Annotated in this window: 19 protein-coding genes and 1 pseudogene; 14 read left to right on the top strand and 6 right to left on the bottom strand. The window is 63.4% G+C overall.

Going from position 1 to position 20,402, the window contains the following annotated elements; genetic code table 11:
- Positions 1 to 30 precede the first annotated feature (30 nt).
- From ABRP34_RS14025 to ABRP34_RS14010, 4 genes are all read left to right on the top strand, one after another.
- Positions 31 to 342 carry a hypothetical protein gene (locus tag ABRP34_RS14025; RefSeq protein ID WP_353710635.1) on the top strand — a complete coding sequence of 104 codons (312 nt, stop codon included), beginning with the start codon at positions 31 to 33 and terminating at the stop codon, positions 340 to 342.
- A gap of 25 nt (positions 343 to 367) precedes the next feature.
- Positions 368 to 2,473 (top strand): ATP-dependent zinc metalloprotease FtsH, encoded by a 2,106-nt coding sequence (ftsH, locus tag ABRP34_RS14020; RefSeq protein ID WP_353710634.1) that lies wholly within the window; start codon positions 368 to 370, stop codon positions 2,471 to 2,473.
- A 174-nt stretch (positions 2,474 to 2,647) separates the two neighbouring features.
- On the top strand, positions 2,648 to 2,968 hold the full coding sequence (locus ABRP34_RS14015) for a hypothetical protein (protein WP_353710633.1): 321 nt from the start codon (positions 2,648 to 2,650) through the stop codon (positions 2,966 to 2,968).
- 50 nt (positions 2,969 to 3,018) lie between these two features.
- Positions 3,019 to 3,576 carry an NAD(P)H-dependent oxidoreductase gene (locus ABRP34_RS14010; protein WP_353710632.1) on the top strand — a complete coding sequence of 186 codons (558 nt, stop codon included), beginning with the start codon at positions 3,019 to 3,021 and terminating at the stop codon, positions 3,574 to 3,576.
- A gap of 1 nt (position 3,577) precedes the next feature.
- On the opposite strand, the gene ABRP34_RS14005 is transcribed toward ABRP34_RS14010, so the two are convergent.
- Together ABRP34_RS14005 and ABRP34_RS14000 are read right to left on the bottom strand one after the other, a co-directional pair.
- Positions 3,578 to 3,985, bottom strand: coding sequence for a DUF4913 domain-containing protein (locus ABRP34_RS14005; protein WP_353710631.1), 408 nt, complete (start codon positions 3,983 to 3,985; stop codon positions 3,578 to 3,580).
- 121 nt (positions 3,986 to 4,106) lie between these two features.
- Positions 4,107 to 4,403, bottom strand: a pseudogene (locus tag ABRP34_RS14000) (hypothetical protein); the annotation flags it as partial.
- A gap of 771 nt (positions 4,404 to 5,174) precedes the next feature.
- Between ABRP34_RS14000 and ABRP34_RS13995 the strand changes: the two are divergent.
- Complete coding sequence (locus tag ABRP34_RS13995) at positions 5,175 to 7,355, top strand: glycogen debranching N-terminal domain-containing protein (protein WP_353713364.1); 2,181 nt, start codon at positions 5,175 to 5,177, stop codon at positions 7,353 to 7,355.
- A gap of 899 nt (positions 7,356 to 8,254) precedes the next feature.
- On the opposite strand, the gene ABRP34_RS13990 is transcribed toward ABRP34_RS13995, so the two are convergent.
- Positions 8,255 to 8,722 (bottom strand): Hsp20/alpha crystallin family protein, encoded by a 468-nt coding sequence (locus tag ABRP34_RS13990; protein ID WP_353710630.1) that lies wholly within the window; start codon positions 8,720 to 8,722, stop codon positions 8,255 to 8,257.
- A gap of 307 nt (positions 8,723 to 9,029) precedes the next feature.
- Here ABRP34_RS13990 and ABRP34_RS13985 point away from each other — a divergent pair, with 307 nt between their 5' ends.
- Both ABRP34_RS13985 and ABRP34_RS13980 read left to right on the top strand, forming a co-directional pair.
- Positions 9,030 to 9,119: a hypothetical protein gene (locus ABRP34_RS13985; RefSeq protein WP_353713363.1), complete on the top strand. Its 90-nt coding sequence runs from the start codon at positions 9,030 to 9,032 to the stop codon at positions 9,117 to 9,119.
- 23 nt (positions 9,120 to 9,142) lie between these two features.
- Entirely contained in the window at positions 9,143 to 9,379 is a 237-nt protein-coding gene (locus ABRP34_RS13980) for a hypothetical protein (RefSeq protein WP_353710629.1), read from the top strand.
- Between the two features lie 13 nt (positions 9,380 to 9,392).
- Here the strand turns inward: ABRP34_RS13980 and ABRP34_RS13975 are convergent, their stop codons facing one another.
- On the bottom strand, positions 9,393 to 10,211 hold the full coding sequence (locus ABRP34_RS13975; RefSeq protein WP_353710628.1) for a universal stress protein: 819 nt from the start codon (positions 10,209 to 10,211) through the stop codon (positions 9,393 to 9,395).
- Positions 10,212 to 10,780: 569 nt separating this feature from the next.
- Between ABRP34_RS13975 and ABRP34_RS13970 the strand changes: the two genes are divergently transcribed.
- The gene (locus ABRP34_RS13970) at positions 10,781 to 11,077 is read left to right on the top strand and encodes a hypothetical protein (protein ID WP_353710627.1); all 297 of its coding nucleotides are present in this window, start codon (positions 10,781 to 10,783) and stop codon (positions 11,075 to 11,077) included.
- A 477-nt stretch (positions 11,078 to 11,554) separates the two neighbouring features.
- On the opposite strand, the gene ABRP34_RS13965 is transcribed toward ABRP34_RS13970, so the two are convergent.
- Together ABRP34_RS13965 and ABRP34_RS13960 are read right to left on the bottom strand one after the other, a co-directional pair.
- Positions 11,555 to 12,790, bottom strand: coding sequence for an AGE family epimerase/isomerase (locus ABRP34_RS13965; protein ID WP_353710626.1), 1,236 nt, complete (start codon positions 12,788 to 12,790; stop codon positions 11,555 to 11,557).
- Between the two features lie 155 nt (positions 12,791 to 12,945).
- On the bottom strand, positions 12,946 to 13,968 hold the full coding sequence (locus tag ABRP34_RS13960; protein ID WP_353713362.1) for a LacI family DNA-binding transcriptional regulator: 1,023 nt from the start codon (positions 13,966 to 13,968) through the stop codon (positions 12,946 to 12,948).
- A gap of 367 nt (positions 13,969 to 14,335) precedes the next feature.
- On the opposite strand from ABRP34_RS13960, the gene ABRP34_RS13955 reads away from it, so the two are divergent.
- The 6 genes from ABRP34_RS13955 to ABRP34_RS13930 all read left to right on the top strand — a co-directional run bounded on the left by ABRP34_RS13955 (position 14,336) and on the right by ABRP34_RS13930 (position 20,384).
- Positions 14,336 to 15,034 carry a nucleoside/nucleotide kinase family protein gene (locus ABRP34_RS13955; protein ID WP_353710625.1) on the top strand — a complete coding sequence of 233 codons (699 nt, stop codon included), beginning with the start codon at positions 14,336 to 14,338 and terminating at the stop codon, positions 15,032 to 15,034.
- Between the two features lie 102 nt (positions 15,035 to 15,136).
- Positions 15,137 to 15,901, top strand: coding sequence for an ATP-binding cassette domain-containing protein (locus ABRP34_RS13950; RefSeq protein ID WP_353710624.1), 765 nt, complete (start codon positions 15,137 to 15,139; stop codon positions 15,899 to 15,901).
- The gene (locus ABRP34_RS13945) at positions 15,898 to 16,983 is read left to right on the top strand and encodes an ABC transporter permease (RefSeq protein ID WP_353710623.1); all 1,086 of its coding nucleotides are present in this window, start codon (positions 15,898 to 15,900) and stop codon (positions 16,981 to 16,983) included. Before ABRP34_RS13950 ends, ABRP34_RS13945 begins: the two co-directional genes overlap by 4 nt.
- A gap of 64 nt (positions 16,984 to 17,047) precedes the next feature.
- Entirely contained in the window at positions 17,048 to 18,028 is a 981-nt protein-coding gene (locus tag ABRP34_RS13940; RefSeq protein ID WP_353710622.1) for an ABC transporter substrate-binding protein, read from the top strand.
- An 83-nt stretch (positions 18,029 to 18,111) separates the two neighbouring features.
- On the top strand, positions 18,112 to 19,611 hold the full coding sequence (locus ABRP34_RS13935) for a mannitol dehydrogenase family protein (RefSeq protein ID WP_353710621.1): 1,500 nt from the start codon (positions 18,112 to 18,114) through the stop codon (positions 19,609 to 19,611).
- Complete coding sequence (locus ABRP34_RS13930; protein WP_353710620.1) at positions 19,608 to 20,384, top strand: SDR family oxidoreductase; 777 nt, start codon at positions 19,608 to 19,610, stop codon at positions 20,382 to 20,384. Before ABRP34_RS13935 ends, ABRP34_RS13930 begins: the two co-directional genes overlap by 4 nt.
- Positions 20,385 to 20,402 lie beyond the last annotated feature (18 nt).

Here is a 20,402-nt window from a genome sequence, read left to right as displayed (position 1 = left end):
ACGACTGCCGACCAATGTTCCAGGAAGGGGGTGACAGCGGTGAATGATGAGGGCCGGCCGGTTGCCTACACAGCCCTGGCGAGGGGGACGCCGGTTATCTCCCGCTCCGGACGGGCGTTTGGAACGCTGGAGCGGGTCCTGGATGACAGAGGGGACATTTTCCACGGCATCGTCGTCGCCACCGGGGCGGGCCCGAGGTTCGTGCCCCGGGACTCGATTGAGCGGATGACAACCACGCAGATCCGTTGCGCCCTCACCGACGAACAAGCCGCGGAACTGCCACCGGCCACGTCTGACCGGCGCACCAGGACCAAACCATGGTTCGCCCGGAGGGTCCAGTGACGGTCAAGCCCCTCCGTTGGCGGCCATGCCAGGAAAAGTTCCTTTCCAAACAGAAGAAGTGGAGGTGTGCAGGGCTATGCCGGATCGTTCCCCGGTTGTTGATCAAAAGACCGAAGCTGATGGCCGGCCGGGTAGCGGGGCCGGTGCGGGTGCGGTTCCCTGGCGGACGGAGGGTCTGCCGGGTGGTGAGAGCGGCGCAGGCTCCCCAAAGGGTTCCAGGGGCTGGGGAGCCTGGCAGAAGTGGGCACTGTGGGCCACCCTGCTATACGTTGCTGTCTTTGCCGCGCTCTCGATTCAGGATCAGTCAGCCCGTCCCCAGCCCGTACCATACACAGAATTCAAGGCACAGGTGGCGTCCAACAACGTCTCCGAAATCTTCGCCCGGGGAAACACGATTGAGGGAACCCTGAGGCAGGAACGGCCCCTGCCCGGAGCGACAGCCAATTATCAGCAATTCACCACCGAGCGGCCGGCCTTCGCTGCCGATGACCTTCTCGGCGTTCTGGAGCGAAACAAGGTCGCAGTGCGCGCCACCCCTGCTATCCAGGAACGGGGACTGCTGCTCAACCTGCTGCTCTCCGTGGCGCCCATAGGGCTGCTCGTCCTGTTCTACCTGTGGCTGCTCAAGCGGCAATCCGGGCTGTTCGGCATGGGGGGAGGGAAGAAATTCCAGCCGGTGGACCCTGGGAAGATCCGGGTGACCTTCAAGGACGTGGCCGGTATCGATGAAGTCGAGGCCGAGATCTCCGAGGTCGTTGACTACCTGAAAGCACCCGACAAGTACCGGTTGATTGGAGCCAAACCACCAAAGGGCGTTCTGCTGAGCGGCCCGCCCGGAACAGGAAAAACACTGCTGGCCCGGGCGACGGCGGGAGAAGCCGGGGTCCCGTTCTTCCACGCCAGTTCCTCCGAATTCGTCGAAATGATCGTCGGGGTGGGAGCCAGCAGGGTCCGCGAACTCTTCCAGGCCGCCCGCGATGCGGCGCCGTCGATCATCTTCATCGACGAGATCGACGCGATCGGGCGGAAACGCAGCGGTTCCCTTGCCGTGGGCGGCCACGATGAACGGGAACAAACCCTGAACCAGATCCTGACCGAAATGGACGGGTTCTCCTCCTCCGAAGGCGTCGTCGTCCTCGCCGCCACCAACAGACCGGACGTCCTGGACCCGGCCCTGCTGCGCCCGGGCCGTTTTGACCGCTCCATCACCGTCCACGCCCCGGACCAGAAAGGCCGGGCACAAATCCTGCAGGTCCACTCCCGGACCGTCCGTCTGGGACAGGACACCGACCTCGACGCCCTGAGCCGGATCACCCCGGGCATGACAGGGGCCGAACTTGCAAACCTCATCAACGAAGCGGCCTTGCTCGCCGTCAAACGTGAACATTCCGCCGTCAGTCACCGGGACCTGCTCGACGCGCTCGAGAAGGTGCAGCTTGGCACCGTCCGCAACGTCGTCATGCCCGCGGAGGAGCGCCGGAGAACAGCCTTCCACGAGTCCGGGCACGCCCTGCTGGGCATGCTGGAGCCAGGAGCGGACCCGGTACGGAAAATCTCCATCATCCCCCGCGGCCGGTCCCTCGGGGTGACCCTGTCCACTCCCGACACGGACAGGTACGGCTACGACGAGCACTACCTTAAGGGCAGAATCGTGGGTGCCCTGGGTGGGATGGCCGCCGAGGAACTCGTCTTCGGCGTCGTCACCACCGGCGCGGAAAGCGACCTTGAAACCAGCACCCACCTGGCCCGCATGATGGTCGGGCGCTGGGGCATGTCCGAACGGATCGGCCCGGTCCAGGTCCTTCCGGAAGAAGGTGATCCACGCACCGCCGGTGTCTCCGAGGGCATGCTCGACGCCGTGGCCGATGAAGTCAGAACCTTGGTGGCCGAGTGTTACCAGCGCGCGCGCACCCTTTTGCAGGACAACCGGCGGCGGCTGGACTCTCTGGCGGAACGGCTCCTGGAAGCGGAGACCTTGGATGAACAGGAGATCTACGCTGCCGCGGGCATCGAACGGACCGGAACACCCGACGGAGCGGAACCGCGCCGGCACATGCCGGATGCGGGTCTGCCGGCCAGTGGGCCTGGTACGCAAGGATCCGGCGCCGGTGCTGCAGCAAGACAATCGTGAGGTCCAGGTCCCAGGAGGAATGAATACCAGGCTCCTGAACTTGCCCTGGCCGCCCGATGAATCCCTTGTCACCATTTGACGCCAGTGCTATTAAATCTGTGCCAACTGATGTAGATCCTTGGGAAATCGCATCGGGACGATTCCCGAAATGGAACTAGATTTGAGGAGAGAACCATGACAATCCAGTACATGGACGACGGTTTTGCCCCCCACGTGGACCGGGGAATCACCACGGCAAGGAGCCGCCTGGAGCCCAGCCGTCTGAGCCGGGATCAGGGCGGGGAGACCGAGAAGCATTCCCGGGCGATGGTCGAACACATCCTCGCCCTCGAACCCGAACGGGTGCCGGCCGTCACCGCCGAACTCTTTACGGAAGCCATCGCTATTGCCAACGCTGTCCGGAAAGCCCAGGGACGAGGACCGGTTACCTCTTTCCGGGCCAGGGACTTCTGGGAAATCCTCAAAGACCTCATCGACAGCGTTCTTGAAAAATGACCCCGGTGACATGACGCCGGGTATACCCGTTACCGGAAGGAGTGGTTCGTGTGGTGAAGATCGCCGTGGTGGTCGGCAGTACCCGGCCGGGGCGCCGAAGCAGGCAGGTGGCAGACTGGGTGATGGCCAGGGCAACCTCTCGGGGAGGTGCCGAGTTTGAGATGCTCGACCTGGCCGACTACAGCCTGCCGCTGCTGGATGAGCCCATGCCGCCGTCGCTGGGCAACTACCAGCACGAGCACACCAAGGCCTGGGCGAGGGCTGTCTCGCGATTCGACGGGTTCATTTTTGTCACGGCCGAATACAACCACTCCGTTCCCGGCGTCCTGAAGAACGCTTTGGATTTCCTTTATGCGGAATGGAATAACAAGGCCGCCGGCTTCGTCTCCTACGGAAGCGCCGGCGGCGTCCGCGCCGCCGAAAACCTGCGCCTGATCGCCGGTGAACTGCAGATGGCCGACGTCCGGGCCCAGGTGGCACTCTCCTTCGCCACCGACTTCGAAAACTTCACGAGCTTCACTCCAAGCCAAGCCGCAGAAGATGCCCTGGAGCCGCTGCTGGACCAGCTCATTTCCTGGGCAACGGCGCTCAAGTCCCTCCGCACATAAATTACGGGCGGTTCTTCGCAGGGTACAGGGGCAAGTTTGGACCGTGTCCGTCGTCCGTTGTGCAGCCCTTGAACGGCCCATCAGTGGAGAGCAGAACGGACATGTGGTGGTCTGCGTGGTCGCTCCACCACACGCTCATCCCCGCTGTGCCCTCCAGACGCAGGAACTCCCAGGCACGCCAGAGCGCTTCGAGGGGCTGATCGCTTCGGCGTGCTTTCACCACTGCGGGCACCAGGTCACACCGCCTTGCACGTTGAGCTGGCGGCGGTAAGGTGTTTGCACGCTTTTTGCTGATGAACTCGGCGACGTTGGATAGAACAGCTCGGGAGCATCCTCGCCGTTTCCTTCCCCGTTCCCCGAGATGCTCGGGACGATCTGCTGGTGAACGCCGTCCAGCTCGTCGTCGCACTCCCCAACGCCTTCACTTATCTGAGGCTCCAGCAGTGACCCACCCGGTTACGGGCGGATTCAGCGCGGTTTGCCGGGTCATGTTCTGCGATCGGTACCGGACTACTTCGGCGTGGGGGCGCTCATCCCGGCACTTCTCCAGCAGCGCGGCTGGAGCGCCGGAGGCGAACATGATCGCGCGGCCAGCGGGGGAAAGCGGCAAGATCCGAGACGTCCACCTTGCGGAATGCGTCGTTGCGGAGGGCCACCAGGCGCTCGAAGTCGTCAACGCCGGGTTCAAGGAACCCGGTGAACCCTGGTTGGAGCATCCAGATGTCCCCTGCCGGTGGCAGGTAGAACACGCCAAAGGAACGGTGCTGGCTGTCCTCTTTGTCGGTCCAGATGGGGACCACGGCGAGGGCGGCACCGGTGGCGGGGTTAGTCGTAGCGGCGCCACTCGCTCATCGTGGTGGTTCTCCTCTGGGGTCTGGTGCATGTGCTGTTACGCCCACGGTCCGCTCTCCCACCTGACCGGAGTGGCGCGAAATGGCGGTTCCCGGCGCCGAACCATCCGGACCGGAATGACCTGCGGGCGGCCGTTCCGCCTTTCTGCCCGTGGGCGGGACAGGCGGGTGCGGCCTTTGTGCTGATTCCCTGTGAGTGTGCTGCCGCCGGTGCGCGCGGGCGGGTCCTTTCAGGTTCCTTTTGAAGAAGATGCCGGTTGCATCCGGTTGCATCCGGGTCTGGCCGGGCCCACGAAAACCTGTACCAGGACCAGATCAAGTAGGGCTTGCCGTCATCTCCGGAATCGAATATCGTCCGGACTTTGAAGATCTGGCAGGCTCTCCACCCCGGATTCCGTCACTCCTGCTGGAGAGACCGCCCAGGACATGGAGTTGTACATCCCCTGAACAGTTCAGCAGGCAGGTAATTCCCCTATCACTGGCCCGTACGCTCGCCATGTGAAGGCCAGGGTACGGCTGTGGCCCGCTGCGCACGCACTGGGGGCGCTGCCAGAAGCCTGCCCTCAGGAGGGGTTCCTTGCGTAAGATTGAGTTCAGGCAGGCAGCGACCCCGGATCTTGTTTTTGGCATCCTGTTCAAGAAGACAGGGCCGCTGCGTGCAGTTCAAGAGAGCAACCCGTGAAAGAGCATCCTCCCACCCCTGAATCCTCGGACACCCGGACAGCACCCTCCCTGCAGTCACCACTCGTGGGTGGCTGGAACGCCGGTCCAGCGGCGGGACCGCCGGGCGCCGGCGCTGTTACGGTCGTTGAAGGATCCTCCTTCTGCATTTCTTCAGCCGGCGGGGACATCCTTGCCGACCTCACACAGGGCCTCTTTTACCAGGACACGCGCATCCTCTCCTGCTGGTGCCTGACCGTCAACGGCCTTCCGCTCGAGCCCCTGTTGCCCCGTGTTCTGGAACCGTACCGGGCCGTCTTCATCGGGCGGGCCCGGAGCGCACGCGGGCACGCGGACTCGCCGCTGGTGGTGGAGCGCGAACGGCTGGTCGGGGCAGGTCTGCGGGAGGACATTGTGATCCGCAACTACTCGGCGCAGCCGGTCGAGTGCGTGCTGGAGCTGCAGGTGGCGTCGGATTTCGCGGATCTCTTCGACGTGAAAATCGGCCGGACGATGTCTGATGCGCAGCCGGTACGGCGGGTCCAGGGCGATGAGCTGCTCCTCGAAGCGGTCCGTCACCGCCGCCGGCGCGGCATCCTCGTGCACGGCCGGGGTGCCGACGTGGGCGAAGGCCTGCTCCGCTTCGAAGCGCTCATTCCGGCGCGCGGAAAATGGTCCACGAACATCATTGTCACCCCGCTGGTGGAACAGGGCCTGCCCGCGGACCGGTTCGTCGCATCGACCTCCCCGTTCGAACTGGAAGCGGCACGCCGGCATCGGGCCTGGGGAGAATCAGCTCCCCAGCTGGATCTGGCCAATGACGAGATCGCACGGGTGCTGCGGCGCAGCCACGAAGACCTCGGCTCGCTGCGGATCTTCGACCCCGCCCATCCGGGGCGCGCAGTTGTCGCCGCCGGCGCGCCCTGGTTCATGGCCCTGTTTGGCCGCGACTCCCTCCTGACGGCCTACATGTCACTGCCCGTGGACCCCTCCCTGGCGCTCGGCACGCTGCAGACCCTCGCAGAACTGCAAGGCACCTCGGTCAACCCGGAGACCGAGGAGGAACCCGGACGAATCCTTCACGAGGTGCGCCTGGGCGTCGCCGCCGGAGCTGCCCTCGGTGACCACAGCGTCTACTACGGCACGGCAGACGCAACCGCCCTGTTCGTCATCCTGCTGTCCGAACTGAACCGCTGGGGAATGGAACTGGATGTCCTCCAGTCGCTGCTGCCGCACGCGGACCGGGCGCTGGAGTGGATCCGGGACTACGGGGACCGGGACGGCGACGGTTTCGTCGAATACCACAGTGCCACCCCGCACGGCCTGGCCAACCAAGGCTGGAAGGACTCCTGGGACGCAATCACCTTCGCCGGCGGAAGGCTGGCTGAGCCGCCGATTGCCCTGTGCGAGGTTCAGGGCTACGTCTACGCCGCCTACCTTGGCCGCGGCCTGCTGGCTGCCGCCGCCGGCAGGCGGGACGAGGCCGCTGAATGGGGAGTCCGTGCCACAAGATTGAAGGAGGAATTCAACAGGCGCTTTTGGCTGCCGGACAAGGGATACTACGCACTGGCTCTGGATGGCAACAAGCGCCCCGTTGACGCGTGCGCCTCGAACATGGGGCACTGCCTCTGGACCGGAATTGTGGATGAGGACAAGGCCAGCCAGGTCGCCGCACGGCTGATGTCCCCCGAAATGTTCACAGGCTGGGGAATCCGGACCCTGGCATCGGACATGGTTGCCTACAACCCGGTCAGCTACCACAACGGCTCCGTCTGGCCCCACGACAGCACCCTCGCCGCCACCGGGCTGATGCGCTACGGCTTCGTGGAAGAGGCCCGGAGACTGGCCACCGGACTCTTCGACGCAGCCATCCGCTTCGGCGGACGGCTACCCGAACTGTTCTGCGGCTTCGACCGGGACGAGTACGACCTGCCCGTCCCCTACCCGACCTCCTGCTCCCCCCAGGCCTGGGCCGCCGCCTCGCCCGTGCAGTTAATGCGCATACTTCTGCGCCTGGACCCATATCTCCCAGGCGACGAGCTATGGCTGGATCCTGTCATTCCGGCGGGTTTCGGTTCCTTGCGCGCGCAGAACCTGCTCCTGGGCAACTCCCGCATATCACTGACCGTCACAGGGGAAAACCTCAAAGTGGAGGGCCTGGCCCCCGACGTGAGACTCCGTCAGCAGCCACGGCCGGTTGTCTCGGAACTGCTGATGCTCACCGGCCGGGAAGGCGCCGACGGGACAAGCTCCTCAGATAGCAACTAGCCGATACACCGTGCGGGCTGTGATGGGATGCAACCCATCACACTCCTGCTGCTCCGCCCAAACATCAAGCGCAGACGGTGAAATCAGCCCTGATCGTCATGCCGCCCCGGGCGATCCGCGGAACCCGTACGCACACGTTGCATCAAGAGGTTCACGGTGCGACTGCCGTCAACCAGAAGTCTCTTGCACTCCAGCGCCGCCGTCAAAGGGCGTAAAACCGAGCGCTCCGGGTGTGGCCGCATCTGCAGGTGAAGACCCATGCACCGCAGATCCATCAGCCCGTCTCCCGGCCTGCGTTCTAGTCCTATCCGGTATTGATAGTCACGGTGCAGGAGACAGGGGTGCGTTCGCCATCGCAGCAGGTTGGGACTTCCGAGCCTTCAGTCACTGCTGCACTTATCGAGCGACGAATATTCCCGTGGCACTGTCAGATGAAGAGCGCAGGCGCTTGGAATAGCTCGAACGGGAACTCGCAGCAACGCATCCCGACCTGGGACGGGAATTCCAGCCCGCATTCACCCGTCAAGGAGATGCGCCGGCATGATCTACGGCGTCCTCGCCGCTTTGGCCGGGCTCGGGAGTAGTCATGTGGGAGCCGCCATGGGGCCGACCATCATCGACGCCATCGGCTTCCTAGTTCTGGTGGCAGACGGCAACCCATTCCTCAGCTGCATCCGCCGGGAACCAGACGTTTCATTGCCCCTTGTCGACCATGACGTAGGCGGCCAGCGACGGCGGGCTCATGCAGGCGGTTTCCCGCCGCCGGTACGCGTCCGACCTGTCGGAACCTCGCACCGCGCCAGCCGGAATGCTGAGGAAACCTCGTGAGCTTTACCGACAGCAAGGCAGGGCAGGTCGCGGTTCTGCCCTGCCTGCTGCTCCGCCCGGAGTTTGGGCGTCTACGTTTGCGCCGTAGACGCCTCCGTTCCGGTGCCGGAACCTGTGGCCCCGGTTCCAGTACCGCGGGTGATCGGTATCTTCCGGGCCGCTGCCTGGGCATCATCGGGAACGGGTATGCGAACTTCAAGGACCCCGTCGTCATAGGAAGCCCGGATGTCTTTCTCGTCCACGGGCCCGGGAACCGTTACGGTCCGCGAAAAGGTGCCGTACCGGAATTCCGAACGGTATCCGCGCTTATCCTTGTGCTCGCTCTTTTCCTCATGACGGACCTCGATCTGCAGTTCATTCCCGACCAAGGTGATGTCGACGTCCTTTGCAGGATCGATGCCCGGTACCTCGGCCTTGACCACCAAGGTCCCGTCCTCGCGGTATTCCTCCACCCGCAACCAGGACCCCAGGTCCCCTTCAAGGAAACGGCGCCACTGTTCGGTGATGTCAGAACCTGCCCGACGGATAATGCTGTTCATCGTTGCCACCCCCTTGTTTACTGCCCGGCCCCTACGACGGATGCGGGGACCGGGGATCGCATTTCCAGCACCACTAAGAATTCCCAGCACCATTAAGATAGGACCGGGAGGCTGCAATGTTAAGGTCTCCACGGCGGTTGCCGACACGAAATGAACGACCGCCCTTGCGGTTTCTGGCAGGGTCCCCCCACCAGCGGCGAGATGATGAGCCCCTGGCTGTTTCCGGCATGATGGCCACCGGGCAGGCCCGAAGAAAGCCTAAGAAGCACACGAAGGAGTCCTCGCGGCCACCAACAGGCCGGACGTTCTGGACCCGGTCCTGCTGCGCCCCGGCCGTTTTGACCGCTCCATCGTCTTTGTCACGGCCGAATGCAACCACTCCGTGCCCGGGTCCTGAAGAACACATTGGGATTTCCTATTATGCGGAATGGAACAATCACGCTCCGCCCAAAAACCTGCCCGATCGCCGATGAACTGCAGAAGGCCGATGTCAGCGCCACGGCGTTCTCCTTCGCCGCAGACTTCAAAAACGTCACTACCTTCACCCCCAGACAGGCCGCAGAAGATGCCCGGGACCAGCTCATTTCCTGGGCAACAGCACTCAGGTCCATCTGCACGTCATGGCCTGCCTGCGCTTTCCCGGGCTTGCTGTCCTGACGCTCATCCAGTGTCACCTGGCGATCATGACGTTGCAGCGAGCATGCGCCAGAACGGTTGTAAGTGTTCCCGGGTGCCCCTCGCGCCCATGAGCGCCCAAGACTAACAGTTCCGCCTCTCCCCCGGCAGCGATCAAGGCGCTGGTCACGGATTGTCCAGTCAGAAGCTGTTCCGTCACGGCCAGGTTGGGGTCCATCTCCTGCGCCCAGAGCATGGCGTTTCGCAGTACGTCGCGGCTGTGCGACTGTGACGTACGGTGGGGCTTCCACCGCGGCCCGGCATGCTCCACATGAACGATCCGCAGTTCGGTCTGGAGCGTTTGCGCTACACGGATCGACTGCTCCAGAACCTTGCTGCTGCGCAGGTGCCCGTCCACGCAGGCCACCACCGGCCTGCCTTCCTCCCGTTGCGCCCGCACCACGACGAGGGGGCAAGGGCATCCTCCGGCCAGGTCAAGGGATACCGAACCGACCAGTTTCCCGAGGAAACTCCCCAGCCCGCGGCTGCCAACGACAAGCAGGCTGGCATCGAGGGACTCCTGCCGCAGGATCACCCCGGGCAGGCCGGCAACCATGCGGGCATCCACCTTCAGGTCCGGTGAAATCTCTGCAGCGATATCGCACCCCTCTTTGACAATGACCTCAGCGGCGTGGCGCAGACCGCTGTCCGCTACGCCCTCTACCGGTCCAACATCCTGAGTGAAAAGCGGCCAGATCCACGCATGAACCACCCGCAGCCGGGCCCCGGAAGCGGTCGCGAAGTCCGCGGCCCACTTCAGCGCGAGCTGAGAGTGTTCGGAACCGTCATAACCCACCGCTACCATCGCTGCCATAACTACCTCCTTTCGATCGAGGGCGCCCTGATGTGCAGCAGGCCGTCACCTCCCGGTTTAATCAGAACGACAGTATTGCCCCACCCAATATTCCCCGGCGCGGCCAGACGAGACATGATGGCTCCTGAGCTGACGGGCACGGCATCACAGCTGCTCTCCCTATGCCCTACCGCGGTTCGGTGTCATCTGCAGAAGGCGTTACAAAATCCCTCGGGCGAGGCTTTCGCCGCGTTCCTCAACGCCGGCACGCGCCCGTTCGATGCCATCAACTACCGGGGCGCCCGTGGCGCAGCCCTGTTTTACAACAAACGACGGGTGGCCCGGAAACTCGAGACAACCATCAAGGCCATCACCCGCAGACTTGAACGAGGACCCAGGCGTCACTCTCACGAGCGAATGCGGGCTTGGCTGCTGCTCGGAGGCCTGGCGTGCGAGTGGGAAAGGTGCCTAATTGATCTCATCCAGCCAAACTTACTGCCCGGTAAGGCTTACTTTGGCCTGATGCAAGGAACTACCCTTTCGGGGGTGGCCCGAGGCAATAAATTGGGCCGGGAGCAGAGGATCGGTTCATGGCCAAGGCAGTGACATTTTCCATGACGGCGGTGCCCAAAAACGGTGCGCAGGGCAGCTTCCGCAACACCGTTTTGAGCCTGGAGACAGCTAACCTCAAGGACTGCTTCCTGTCCGTGTTCCACATTGGCGACTCGTACGCACTGCTCAGTGGCGAAGCCCTCCCCGCCTCACACACGACCACAAACGCCGCGCTCCGCGCGTACCTGCTCCGCGGGCTCGTAGGAAACGCCTCCGACTTGGACTTCGACGTAAAAATCGACCGGCGTTCAGAATCCACCCGCTCCCGCTCCTGATCTGATGCTCCGGCCATCGTAACGGGTGTCTGCCCCTCCTAAGAGGGCAGGCAAACCCAATAAGCGATGAGAGGCGGCTATAGCCGCTACCGTCGGCAAGCCGTTCACCGATACGGCGCGCATCCGCCCGGCAAACCGGCAGCACTCTCTTCTGAATGTCCGAGTGGCAGGTTCACGTCCGGTTGAACTACACCCTAACCTGACACCAGGGGCGATAGGTTTGAAGGACCGTTATCTGTTGTTGGAAGGGGCTCTGATTGCTCAGCCTTAAAAGCAGCCGAAAAACCCCTAAGTCTTGGGTTTCCTCTCCGTCTTGGGACGGTGTCTGGTCCTCAGGAATCGTGCTGATTGCAGGGGGCGCCGGCCACGGGGGTAAGAGCGGGCTGAGTCGCGTCGATACCGCGTAAAGCCCGGCGGCCGGAGCCGCACCCTCGGTGGAATTGTCGGTCTTCACGGGGAATCCTACTGATACGGCAATCAGCTGAAACTCGGACAGTTGTCGTTTCGAGCGGTCATGATCGCTCGCGCTGTGCTCTCAGCGACTGGCAGTTGCGGTAGGAGAATCGCTTGAAGCGTGTGGTAGATGTCTGGCTTCCCGGACCACATTGTGTAGCTTGGGCGGTTGTTGGGGTCGAGAAGGGGGTGCCAGCTGCCGTGTTCGGTGTCGATGAAGTGCATTTGGGCGAAGGTGGCCCATTGCTGCAGGTGGCCTGCGTAGCGTGCGGAGCCCGTCAGCCGTGTCCAGGTCGCTGCCGCGGAGATCGCTTCCGCTGTTACCCAGTGCGGGCGGTCACGAATGACCGGTTGCCCGTCCCAGTCCACCGTATATACGAATCCCCCTTTGCTGTCTGCAGCCCATCCGTGCTTCACGGCTGTTTCGTAAAGGCCTGCAGCTGCTTCGCGCAGCCAGGCCGGCGGCCGCTCAAATGTTGACTCCAGCTGCAGCAGGAGGCGGCTCCACTCGAACAGGTGACCGGGCGTCATTCCGTAGGGGTGGAATTCGTGGCGGGGATTGTCGGCGTTGAACTCGGGCATCGCTGTCCAGTCCGGCCCATAGTGTTCGTTAAGCCACCACTTGGCCGACCTTGCCCGGGTGTTGATGAAAGTCTCGGCGATGCGCAGCCCGAGTTCCCGCCACTCGGCGTTTCGGGTGTAACCGTAGAGTGCGAGCAGGGCTTCCAGCCCGTGCATGTTGGCGTTGGCGCCCCAGTAGGGTTCGGGTTCGGCGAACTCCCGGTCCCAGGATTCGAAGAACGCGCCAGCTTCATTCGACCAGAATCGGGCCTGGAGCACGTCTGAGACGTCCGCCGTCAGTGCTTTGGAGCCTGGAATGCCGGCGGTGGCGGCGCTGGATGCTGCCAGTGCGACGAAGCATGTGTCGTATGCTCGTTTCCGTTGCGCGGCCGGTGTCCCGTCAAGGGAGCTCACATAGCCGCCAAATGTTTCGTCCCGGAATGTGCCGGAAAGGCTGGCAACACCGTGGGTCGCGTAGCGTTCGACGTCGGGCATGCCGAGCAGGGCGGCGATGCTGAAGCAGTAGGTCATTCGGGCAGTGACAAAGCTAGCGGGTGATCGGTTCTTTTCCACGGCTCCGAAACGGTCAAGGAATCCGAAGCCGCCAGGAACGGCTGAAGCCTTGGCGAAGTCAATCAGGCGTGCCAGTTCGCGATGGCTGGTGACAGTCGTTGAGTGGGGATGGAGGAGCAAGGTCACCTCTCTGTGCTGGATATAGCCCCTAGGTGGAAGGGTTGTATCGGCGGGCGGAGTGCGGCCCCCATCTCCGGGCCCGACCAAAACGCGGTTACCGCCACTTTGGCGGCCCAGCCGTCGGGTTTGCAACGGGCCGGTCAGGGCACGAGACGGCGCAGTTAGCCAACCGTCATGAGGCTTGGTTCAGGGGGAGTCAGCGCCGGGCTGGACTGGCACGACTGCCGTTCGATGAGCTTAACGGAGAGAACGTTTTTGCGTCGGAACCTCTTGGTAGGGGCGGAAATCCGGGCAAGGACGCGTTCGGCCGCTACGCGTCCAACGTGGCGGGGGTCCTGGTCGATGACGGTCACCGAAGGGCGGAGAACATCCGCCATGGTGAAGTCGCCATAGCTGATGAGGGCGATATCGGTTCGGTTCAGTGTTTGAAGGGCTGGAAAAACGCCGATCGAAAAGCGCGCGTTGGACGAGAAGATCGCGGTTGGGGGCTCGGGCAAGGCGAGCAGCGTTTTGCAGGCCGCAGCGGCACAGTCCGCGTCGTGGGAACCGAGCATGACCAGGTCTTTGTCGACGTTCAGGCCTGCGCTGTCAAGGGCAGCCAGGTATCCTTCCAGGCGAAGCCTTGTGGTGGGCACCTCGGTGGAATCTCCGACGATGGCGATGCGCGTGTGCCCGTGTGAAATGAGGTGCTGGGTGGCTTCACGCGCTCCCCCGAAGTCGTCCTCCACAAAGTAGTCGGCGTTGAACTTCGAAGGCGTCCGGTCAATGAAGACGATCGGGAAGCTGTCCTGCCAACGCGCGAGGTAGGACTGGTCTGCGGAGATCGGGGCAATAATGAGGCCTCCGATCTGGTGGCGGACAGTTGTTTCGATGATGCTCCGCTCCAGGGATGGATCATCCCCCAGGCTGGTCACAACTATTGCCATGTCCTGTTCACGCGCAGCCAGTTCGATTTCCTTTGTGACGGCTGCAAAGAAGGGATCGGCGACGTCGGGAACTGCGATGCCTATGACAGCTGACTTGCCTTCGCGGAAGGTCCGCGCCAGCATGTTCGGCACGTACTTGAGTTCCCGCATGGCCGCCTGCACGCGTTCGCGGGTGTCTTCCGTGACATGCGGGTCGTCATTGAAAACCCTGGAAACCGTTTTGGCGCTCACGCCGGCGCGCGTGGCCACGTCCTGCATGGTAGTCACTGTTCGGCTCCTTCACCGTCCGCTTCAAACAGCCGCGTCACCCTGGCTGCCGTGACGCGGGAAATGTCTTCGCGAGCACCCTGATCATGTCATCGGTGACAATCGCCTGCGCCTCCATCCTGCCCCATGGCGGACGGAACTTCAAGCAATGGATGTCATCGATGACATGAATTTCTGCTTTTTTCTTGACATCGATGACATGAGGAATCTAGATTGCTGTCAGGCAGGTCACAACGAGCCCTCCGTCAAGCAGGCGGAGCGCGGACTTCGGTGGCCTTCCGCACTTGATTTAGACAGCGCTTCAATGGTGTAGCAGCACAGCTTCTTCACCGTGGCAGGACCATCGGAGGAGACAGCGATGACTACCGCTGAAGACCAGACGCATGCCCCGTATCGACGGGGAGAACGGCTGACCTGCACGCTGGAGGAGCTGGTGGAGCGCGCCAGGTCCCTGGCTGCCGGAGGAAACCGCTTCGTGCTGGGAATTACAGGGGCGCCCGGGGCAGGCAAATCCACGGCGGCACTAGCCATCGTCAAGGCTCTGGGTGACCAGGCAGCACTGGTGGGCATGGACGCATTCCATTTGGCCAACGGAGTCCTCGCCGGCCATGGTTCGCTTGACCGCAAGGGCGCACCGGACACCTTTGATTCCTGGGGTTACGCCCATTTGCTTTGGCGGCTGAAGTCCAACCGGGAGCCGGTGGTTTATGCCCCGGTATTCGACCGCAGCCTCGAGGAATCCATTGGCTGCGCGGTCCCCGTGGGCTGCGACGTTCCGCTGGTCATCACGGAAGGAAACTACCTTCTGCTGGATGCCGAGGGCTGGCGGGAGGGCAGGGAAGTCATAGACCAGGTCTGGTACCTGGACACAGGAAACGACGAGCGGCAGCGGCGGCTGATACGGCGCCACGAAGCCTTCGGGAAACCTGCCGCGGAGGCGGAGGCGTGGGCGCTGGGCAGCGACCAACGCAATGCCGACATTGTCGAAAGCACCCTGGAGCGGGCCGACCTGATCATCAACCTGACCGGCATCCACCGGCCGCAACCAAGCGCATGAGTGTGAAACGAGGGAGCCAAGAATGACAGCACAACGAAGTGTCCCCGGCCCGCTGGCCGCCGGGACTGAGACGACCGACCACCATCTGACAGGTACCAGACCATGACTACCATTCCGGTTCTTGAAGCACGCGGCCTGACCCGCAGTTTCGGCAACGTCCGGGCCCTCGACGGGGCCGACTTTGACGTCAACGCCGGCGAGGTCGTTGCCCTGATCGGCGACAACGGCGCCGGAAAATCGACGCTGGTCAAGGCACTCTCGGGCAATCTCGCCCTAGACTCAGGCCAGATCCTCTTCGCCGGCGGCAAAGTCGAACTCACCTCCCCCAGCCACGCCAACAGCCTGGGCATCGAAACCGTCTATCAGGACCTTGCCCTGGCACCACATCTGAACGCGGCCCAGAACATGTTCCTCGGACGCGAGATCCCCAAGCCCGGCCTTCAGGGCCGCCTCGGATTCATGGACAACAAGGCCATGCGGCTGAAGTCCCGGGAGGCGTTTGACGAACTGGGCGCCACAGTGCGCAGCCTCTCGGACCCGGTCGGCAGCATGTCCGGGGGACAGAAGCAGGCCATCGCCATCGCCCGCGCCGTAGCCTGGGCCAAAGGCGTCATTTTCCTGGACGAACCGACGGCCGCACTGGGCGTCGTGCAAACCAGGAACGTCCTCGACACCATCCGCCGTGTCCGCGACAAGGGCGTGGGCGTCGTCTTCATCAGCCACTCCATGCCACACGTCATCGACGTCGCCGACCGGGTCCAAGTCCTCCGCCTAGGGCGCCGAGTCGCGACCTACGAGGCAAAGAAAACGTCTGTGGAAGAACTAGTCGGCGCCATGACCGGCGCCCTTGACGGAGCACACTCATGACCACCACCACCGCCACACCCCGCACAGCAGGGACCGCCAGCGCCCTCACGCGCACCCATTCCCTTCGGCAGGTACTGCAGGTTCAGTCATTCCAGATCCTGCTCGTCCTGCTCGTCATCTTCCTGATCTTCGCCGCCATGGCTCCGGAGGTCTTCCCGACCTGGGGCAACGTCCGCCAGATTATCCAGAACGTCTCCATCCTCGGCGTCCTGGGCATTGGCATGACGTTTGTTATCGTCACCTCGGGCATCGACCTGTCAGTCGGTTCCAACCTCGTCTTCTCCGGCGTCGTAGCTGCCAAAGTCATGCAGTCCATGGGCGATACAGGATGGGGAACGGCCTTCGTGGGCATCATTGTTTCCGTCAGCTGCGGACTCGGATGGGGCCTGCTCAACGGCGTCCTTATCGCAAAGGCCAAGGTGCCGCCCCTGATCGTCACGCTGGGCACCCTCGGTGGAGCGCTCGGGCTCGCCCAGGTCATCACCGGAGGCGTGGACATCCGGGAAGTTCCCGCGGTTCTGCAGGACACCATCGGCTACGGCAACGTCCCCGGGACCACGCTGCCGACGATTTCCCTCATCGCGATGGTGCTCATCGTGATCTTCGGAATCGTGCTGCACCGGACCCGGTTCGGCCTCTACACCTTCGCCGTCGGCTCCAACGAAGAGTCTGCCCGTCGGGTGGGCGTGAAAGTGGACCGCCAACTGATTTCCATCTATGCACTCTCCGGGGCCCTGGCCGGCGTGGCAGGGATCCTCTCACTGGCCCAGTACGGCACTACGGCCATCGCTGGGCAGTCCGCAACGAACCTGAACGTGATCGCCGCGGTCGTGATCGGCGGAACCTCACTCTTCGGCGGAGTCGGCACCATTTTTGGAACCGTCGTCGGGCTCTTCATCCCCGCAGTCCTGCAAAACGGGTTTGTGATCGTCGGCGTCCAGCCGTTCTGGCAGCAGGTCGCCGTCGGCGCAGTCCTCGTCGCCGCCGTCTACGTCGACCAGCGGCGCCGGGCCGCGGCGGCCCGCGGCCATACCGCCAAGGACGAAGGCAAGAAATGGCTGTTCGGGCGCCGGTCCAACTGAAGTACCGGTCCAACTGATTTCACCTACACCCCCAACAGATCAAAGCAATTAGAGGAGCTAGACAATGAAGTTGACCCCTAAGATCACCCTGCTCGCTGCGGGCGTGCTCGCAGCATCGTCCCTTTCGGCCTGCGCCGGCGGCAACGCCTCCGCGGGAGCCTCCGGTTCGGCGCAGCCGAAGCTGGCGTTCATCCAGGGTGTCGCCGGCGATGAGTTTTACGTCAGCATGCAGTGCGGCATTGATGCTGCTGCCAAGTCGGCGGGGGCTGTCATCAACACCCAGGGGCCGGCCAAGTTCGACCCGACGCTGCAAAAGCCCATCGTTGATTCCGTTGTGGCCTCGAAGCCGGACGCGATTCTCATCGCACCCACGGACGTGGCGGCAATGCAGGCGCCGCTGAAGGCAGCTGCCGCGGCCGGAATCAAGGTCGTGCTGGTTGACACGACGGTCCAGGACCCGTCCTTCGCCGCGTCATCAGTCGCTTCAGATAACAAAGGCGGCGGCTTGGAAGCCTTTAAGGCGATCAAGAACCTCAACCCCAAGGGCGGCAAAGTGCTCGTGATCTCCACCGATCCCGGCGTCTCCACGGCCGATGCCCGGGTCGCAGGTTTCGAGGAGGGAGCAAAAGCGGATCCGGCATTCGAGTACCTGGGCGTGCAGTACAGCCACAACGACCCCTCCGAAGCAGCCAAGCTCGTGTCCGCGGCCTTGGCCAAAGACCCTGACATTGTCGGCGTCTTCGCAGCCAACACGTTCGCTGCCGAGGGAACAGCCACCGGTATTCGCCAGGCCGGCAAGCAGGACCAGGTGAAGATCGTCGGATTCGATGCCGGACCGGCACAGGTCAAGCAGCTCAAGGACGGTGTCGTGCAGGCACTGATCGCCCAGGAACCGGCGTCCATCGGCACCCAGGGCGTCGAGCAGGCGCTCAAAGCGGTCAAGGGCGAATCCACGCAGAAGGACATCCAGACCGGGTTCAAGCAGATCACTGCCGACAACATCAGCGGCGAGGGTGCGCAGTACGTCTACAAGTCCTCCTGCTAGCAGCCTGAAGGCCGGTGCTGTTGCCCGCACTCCAAATGGGCAACAGCACCGGCCCAAAACCTCCCATTGAAGGAAAGAATGACATGACGTCCCTGAACGAGGTGGCCCTTCCAGGACTTGCCCGGAGACTGCCGGTTCCAACGTACAACCGCTCGGCAGTCAAGACCGGCATCGTCCATTTCGGAGTCGGAGGATTCCACCGTTCCCACGAGGCCATGTTCATCGACAGGCTCCTGAACCGCGGCGGCCCGCAGGACTGGGGAATCTGCGGCGTGGGCGTCCTGCCCTCGGACGCACAGATGCGCGATGCCCTCAAAGAGCAGGACGGCCTCTACACCCTGGTGCTGAGGGCCCCCGACGGCACCGAAACCGCCCGCGTCATCGGCTCCATCACCGAATACCTGTTTGCCCCCGATGACCCCGGCGCGGTCATAGCCAAACTCGCTGATCCTGATACCCGCATCGTCTCGCTGACCGTTACAGAGGGCGGCTACAGCATCAACGACAGCACTGGGGAATTCGAGCCCCGGGTGCCGGAGGTCGTCCACGACTTGCAGCCCGACGCCGTCCCCTGCTCGGTATTCGGCCTCATCACCGCAGCCCTGGCCCTGCGGCGGGAGAAGGGCATTCCCTGCTTCACCGTCATGTCCTGCGACAACATCCAGGGAAACGGCGACACCGCCCGCAAAGCCCTGGTGTCCTTCGCCCGGCTCAAGGACGCAACCCTCGCCGGCTGGATCAACGAGAACGTCGCCTTTCCAAACTCCATGGTCGACCGCATCACCCCCGCCACAACTGACGCCGATCGCGAAGCCGTCTCCACCAACTACCACCTGACGGACGCATGGCCAGTCGTGGCCGAACCTTTCGAACAGTGGGTCCTGGAAGACACCTTCGCCAACGGCCGCCCGCCCCTGCAAGACGTGGGCGTGCAAATCGTCAACAACGTTGAACCCTACGAATTGATGAAGCTTCGGCTGCTCAACGCCAGCCACCAGGTCATGAGCTACCTCGGCTACCTCGCCGGCTACCGGTACGTCCACGAGGTCTGCTCCGACCCACACTTCGCCGAATTCATCCTCGGCTACATGGCAGAAGAAGCCACACCGACGCTGCAGCCCGTACCCGGCATTGATCTGGACGCCTACCGGACAGAACTGCTCCACCGCTTCTCCAACCCAGCCATCCAAGACACCCTCGCACGCCAAATGGTCGACGCCTCCGAAAGGATTCCCAAGTTCCTTCTGCCCGTCATCCGTGAACAGCTCCAACTCGGCGGGCCCATCGACCGTGCCGTCCTCGTCATCGCCGCCTGGTCACGGTTCCTGGAAGGCACCGACGAACACGGCGCCCCAATCGACATCACCGACCGGCGGCTCCACCAACTGCAGACAGCTGCCCATGCCGGCCAGGCCGAACCGGACGCATTCCTGAACCTGACCGAAGTCTTCGGCGAACTGGGACAGAACCCACGCTTCACCGCCGCCTACCGTCAGGCCCGCGCAGCCCTGAAACGCTCCGGCACGCTCAGCGCCGTCCGAGACCTCACTGACCAATCCGTATCAACAAGGAGAACTTCGTGAACCACCCGCCAACATCCAGCACCAGCTCCGAAGCACGTACGGCAGCGATCGACTTCAACGGCCGCACCATCCTCGTCACGGGAGCAAGCGGCGGCATCGGGGCCGCGACGGTCAGGCAGCTCACCTCCGCCGGGGCAAAGGTCATCGCCAGCGCGCGGACGCTCGACTCGCTCGCCGCCCTCTGCGACGAAACAGGCGCACAACCCCTGGCTTTCGACCTCACCGACGAGGACGGCATCAGGGACGCCATCGAAGGCCTTGACCTGTGGGGCGTCGTGAACTGTGGCGGGTTTGGCGGCGAAATTGCTACCCCGCAGGACACCGATATCGACGTTTTCGACAAGGTCATCAGTATCAACGCCCGCGGCGCCCTCCTTGTCATCAAGTACGCCGTGCCCTCCATGATCCGACAGGGCAACGGAGGCGCCATCGTCAACGTCTCCAGCCAGGCCAGCCTCGTGGCCCTCCCCGGGCACATCTCCTACGGTTCCTCCAAAGCCGCCTTGGATAACATCACGCGTGTTTCAGCGCTGGAACTGGGCAAGCACAACATCCGCGTCAACAGCGTGAACCCCACCGTTGTCATGACGCCGATGTCCGCATGGTACTGGGGAAAGCCTGAAATTGAGGGCCCCTTCCTCGACCAGATGCCTCTGGGACGCTGGGCAACCGTCGAGGAAATCGCCGCACCCATCGTCTTCCTGCTCAGTGACGCAGCCTCGATGATCACCGGTGTCTCCCTGCCCATCGACGGCGGATACTCCAACCGCTGACCGCCGCCGCCGGCAACG

Source organism: Arthrobacter sp. K5 (assembly GCF_040448525.1).
GTDB classification, from domain to species: Bacteria; Actinomycetota; Actinomycetes; order Actinomycetales; family Micrococcaceae; genus Arthrobacter; species Arthrobacter globiformis.
Note: the sequence above shows the minus strand (reverse complement) of the source record. Positions and strands in the feature narration are given on the sequence as shown.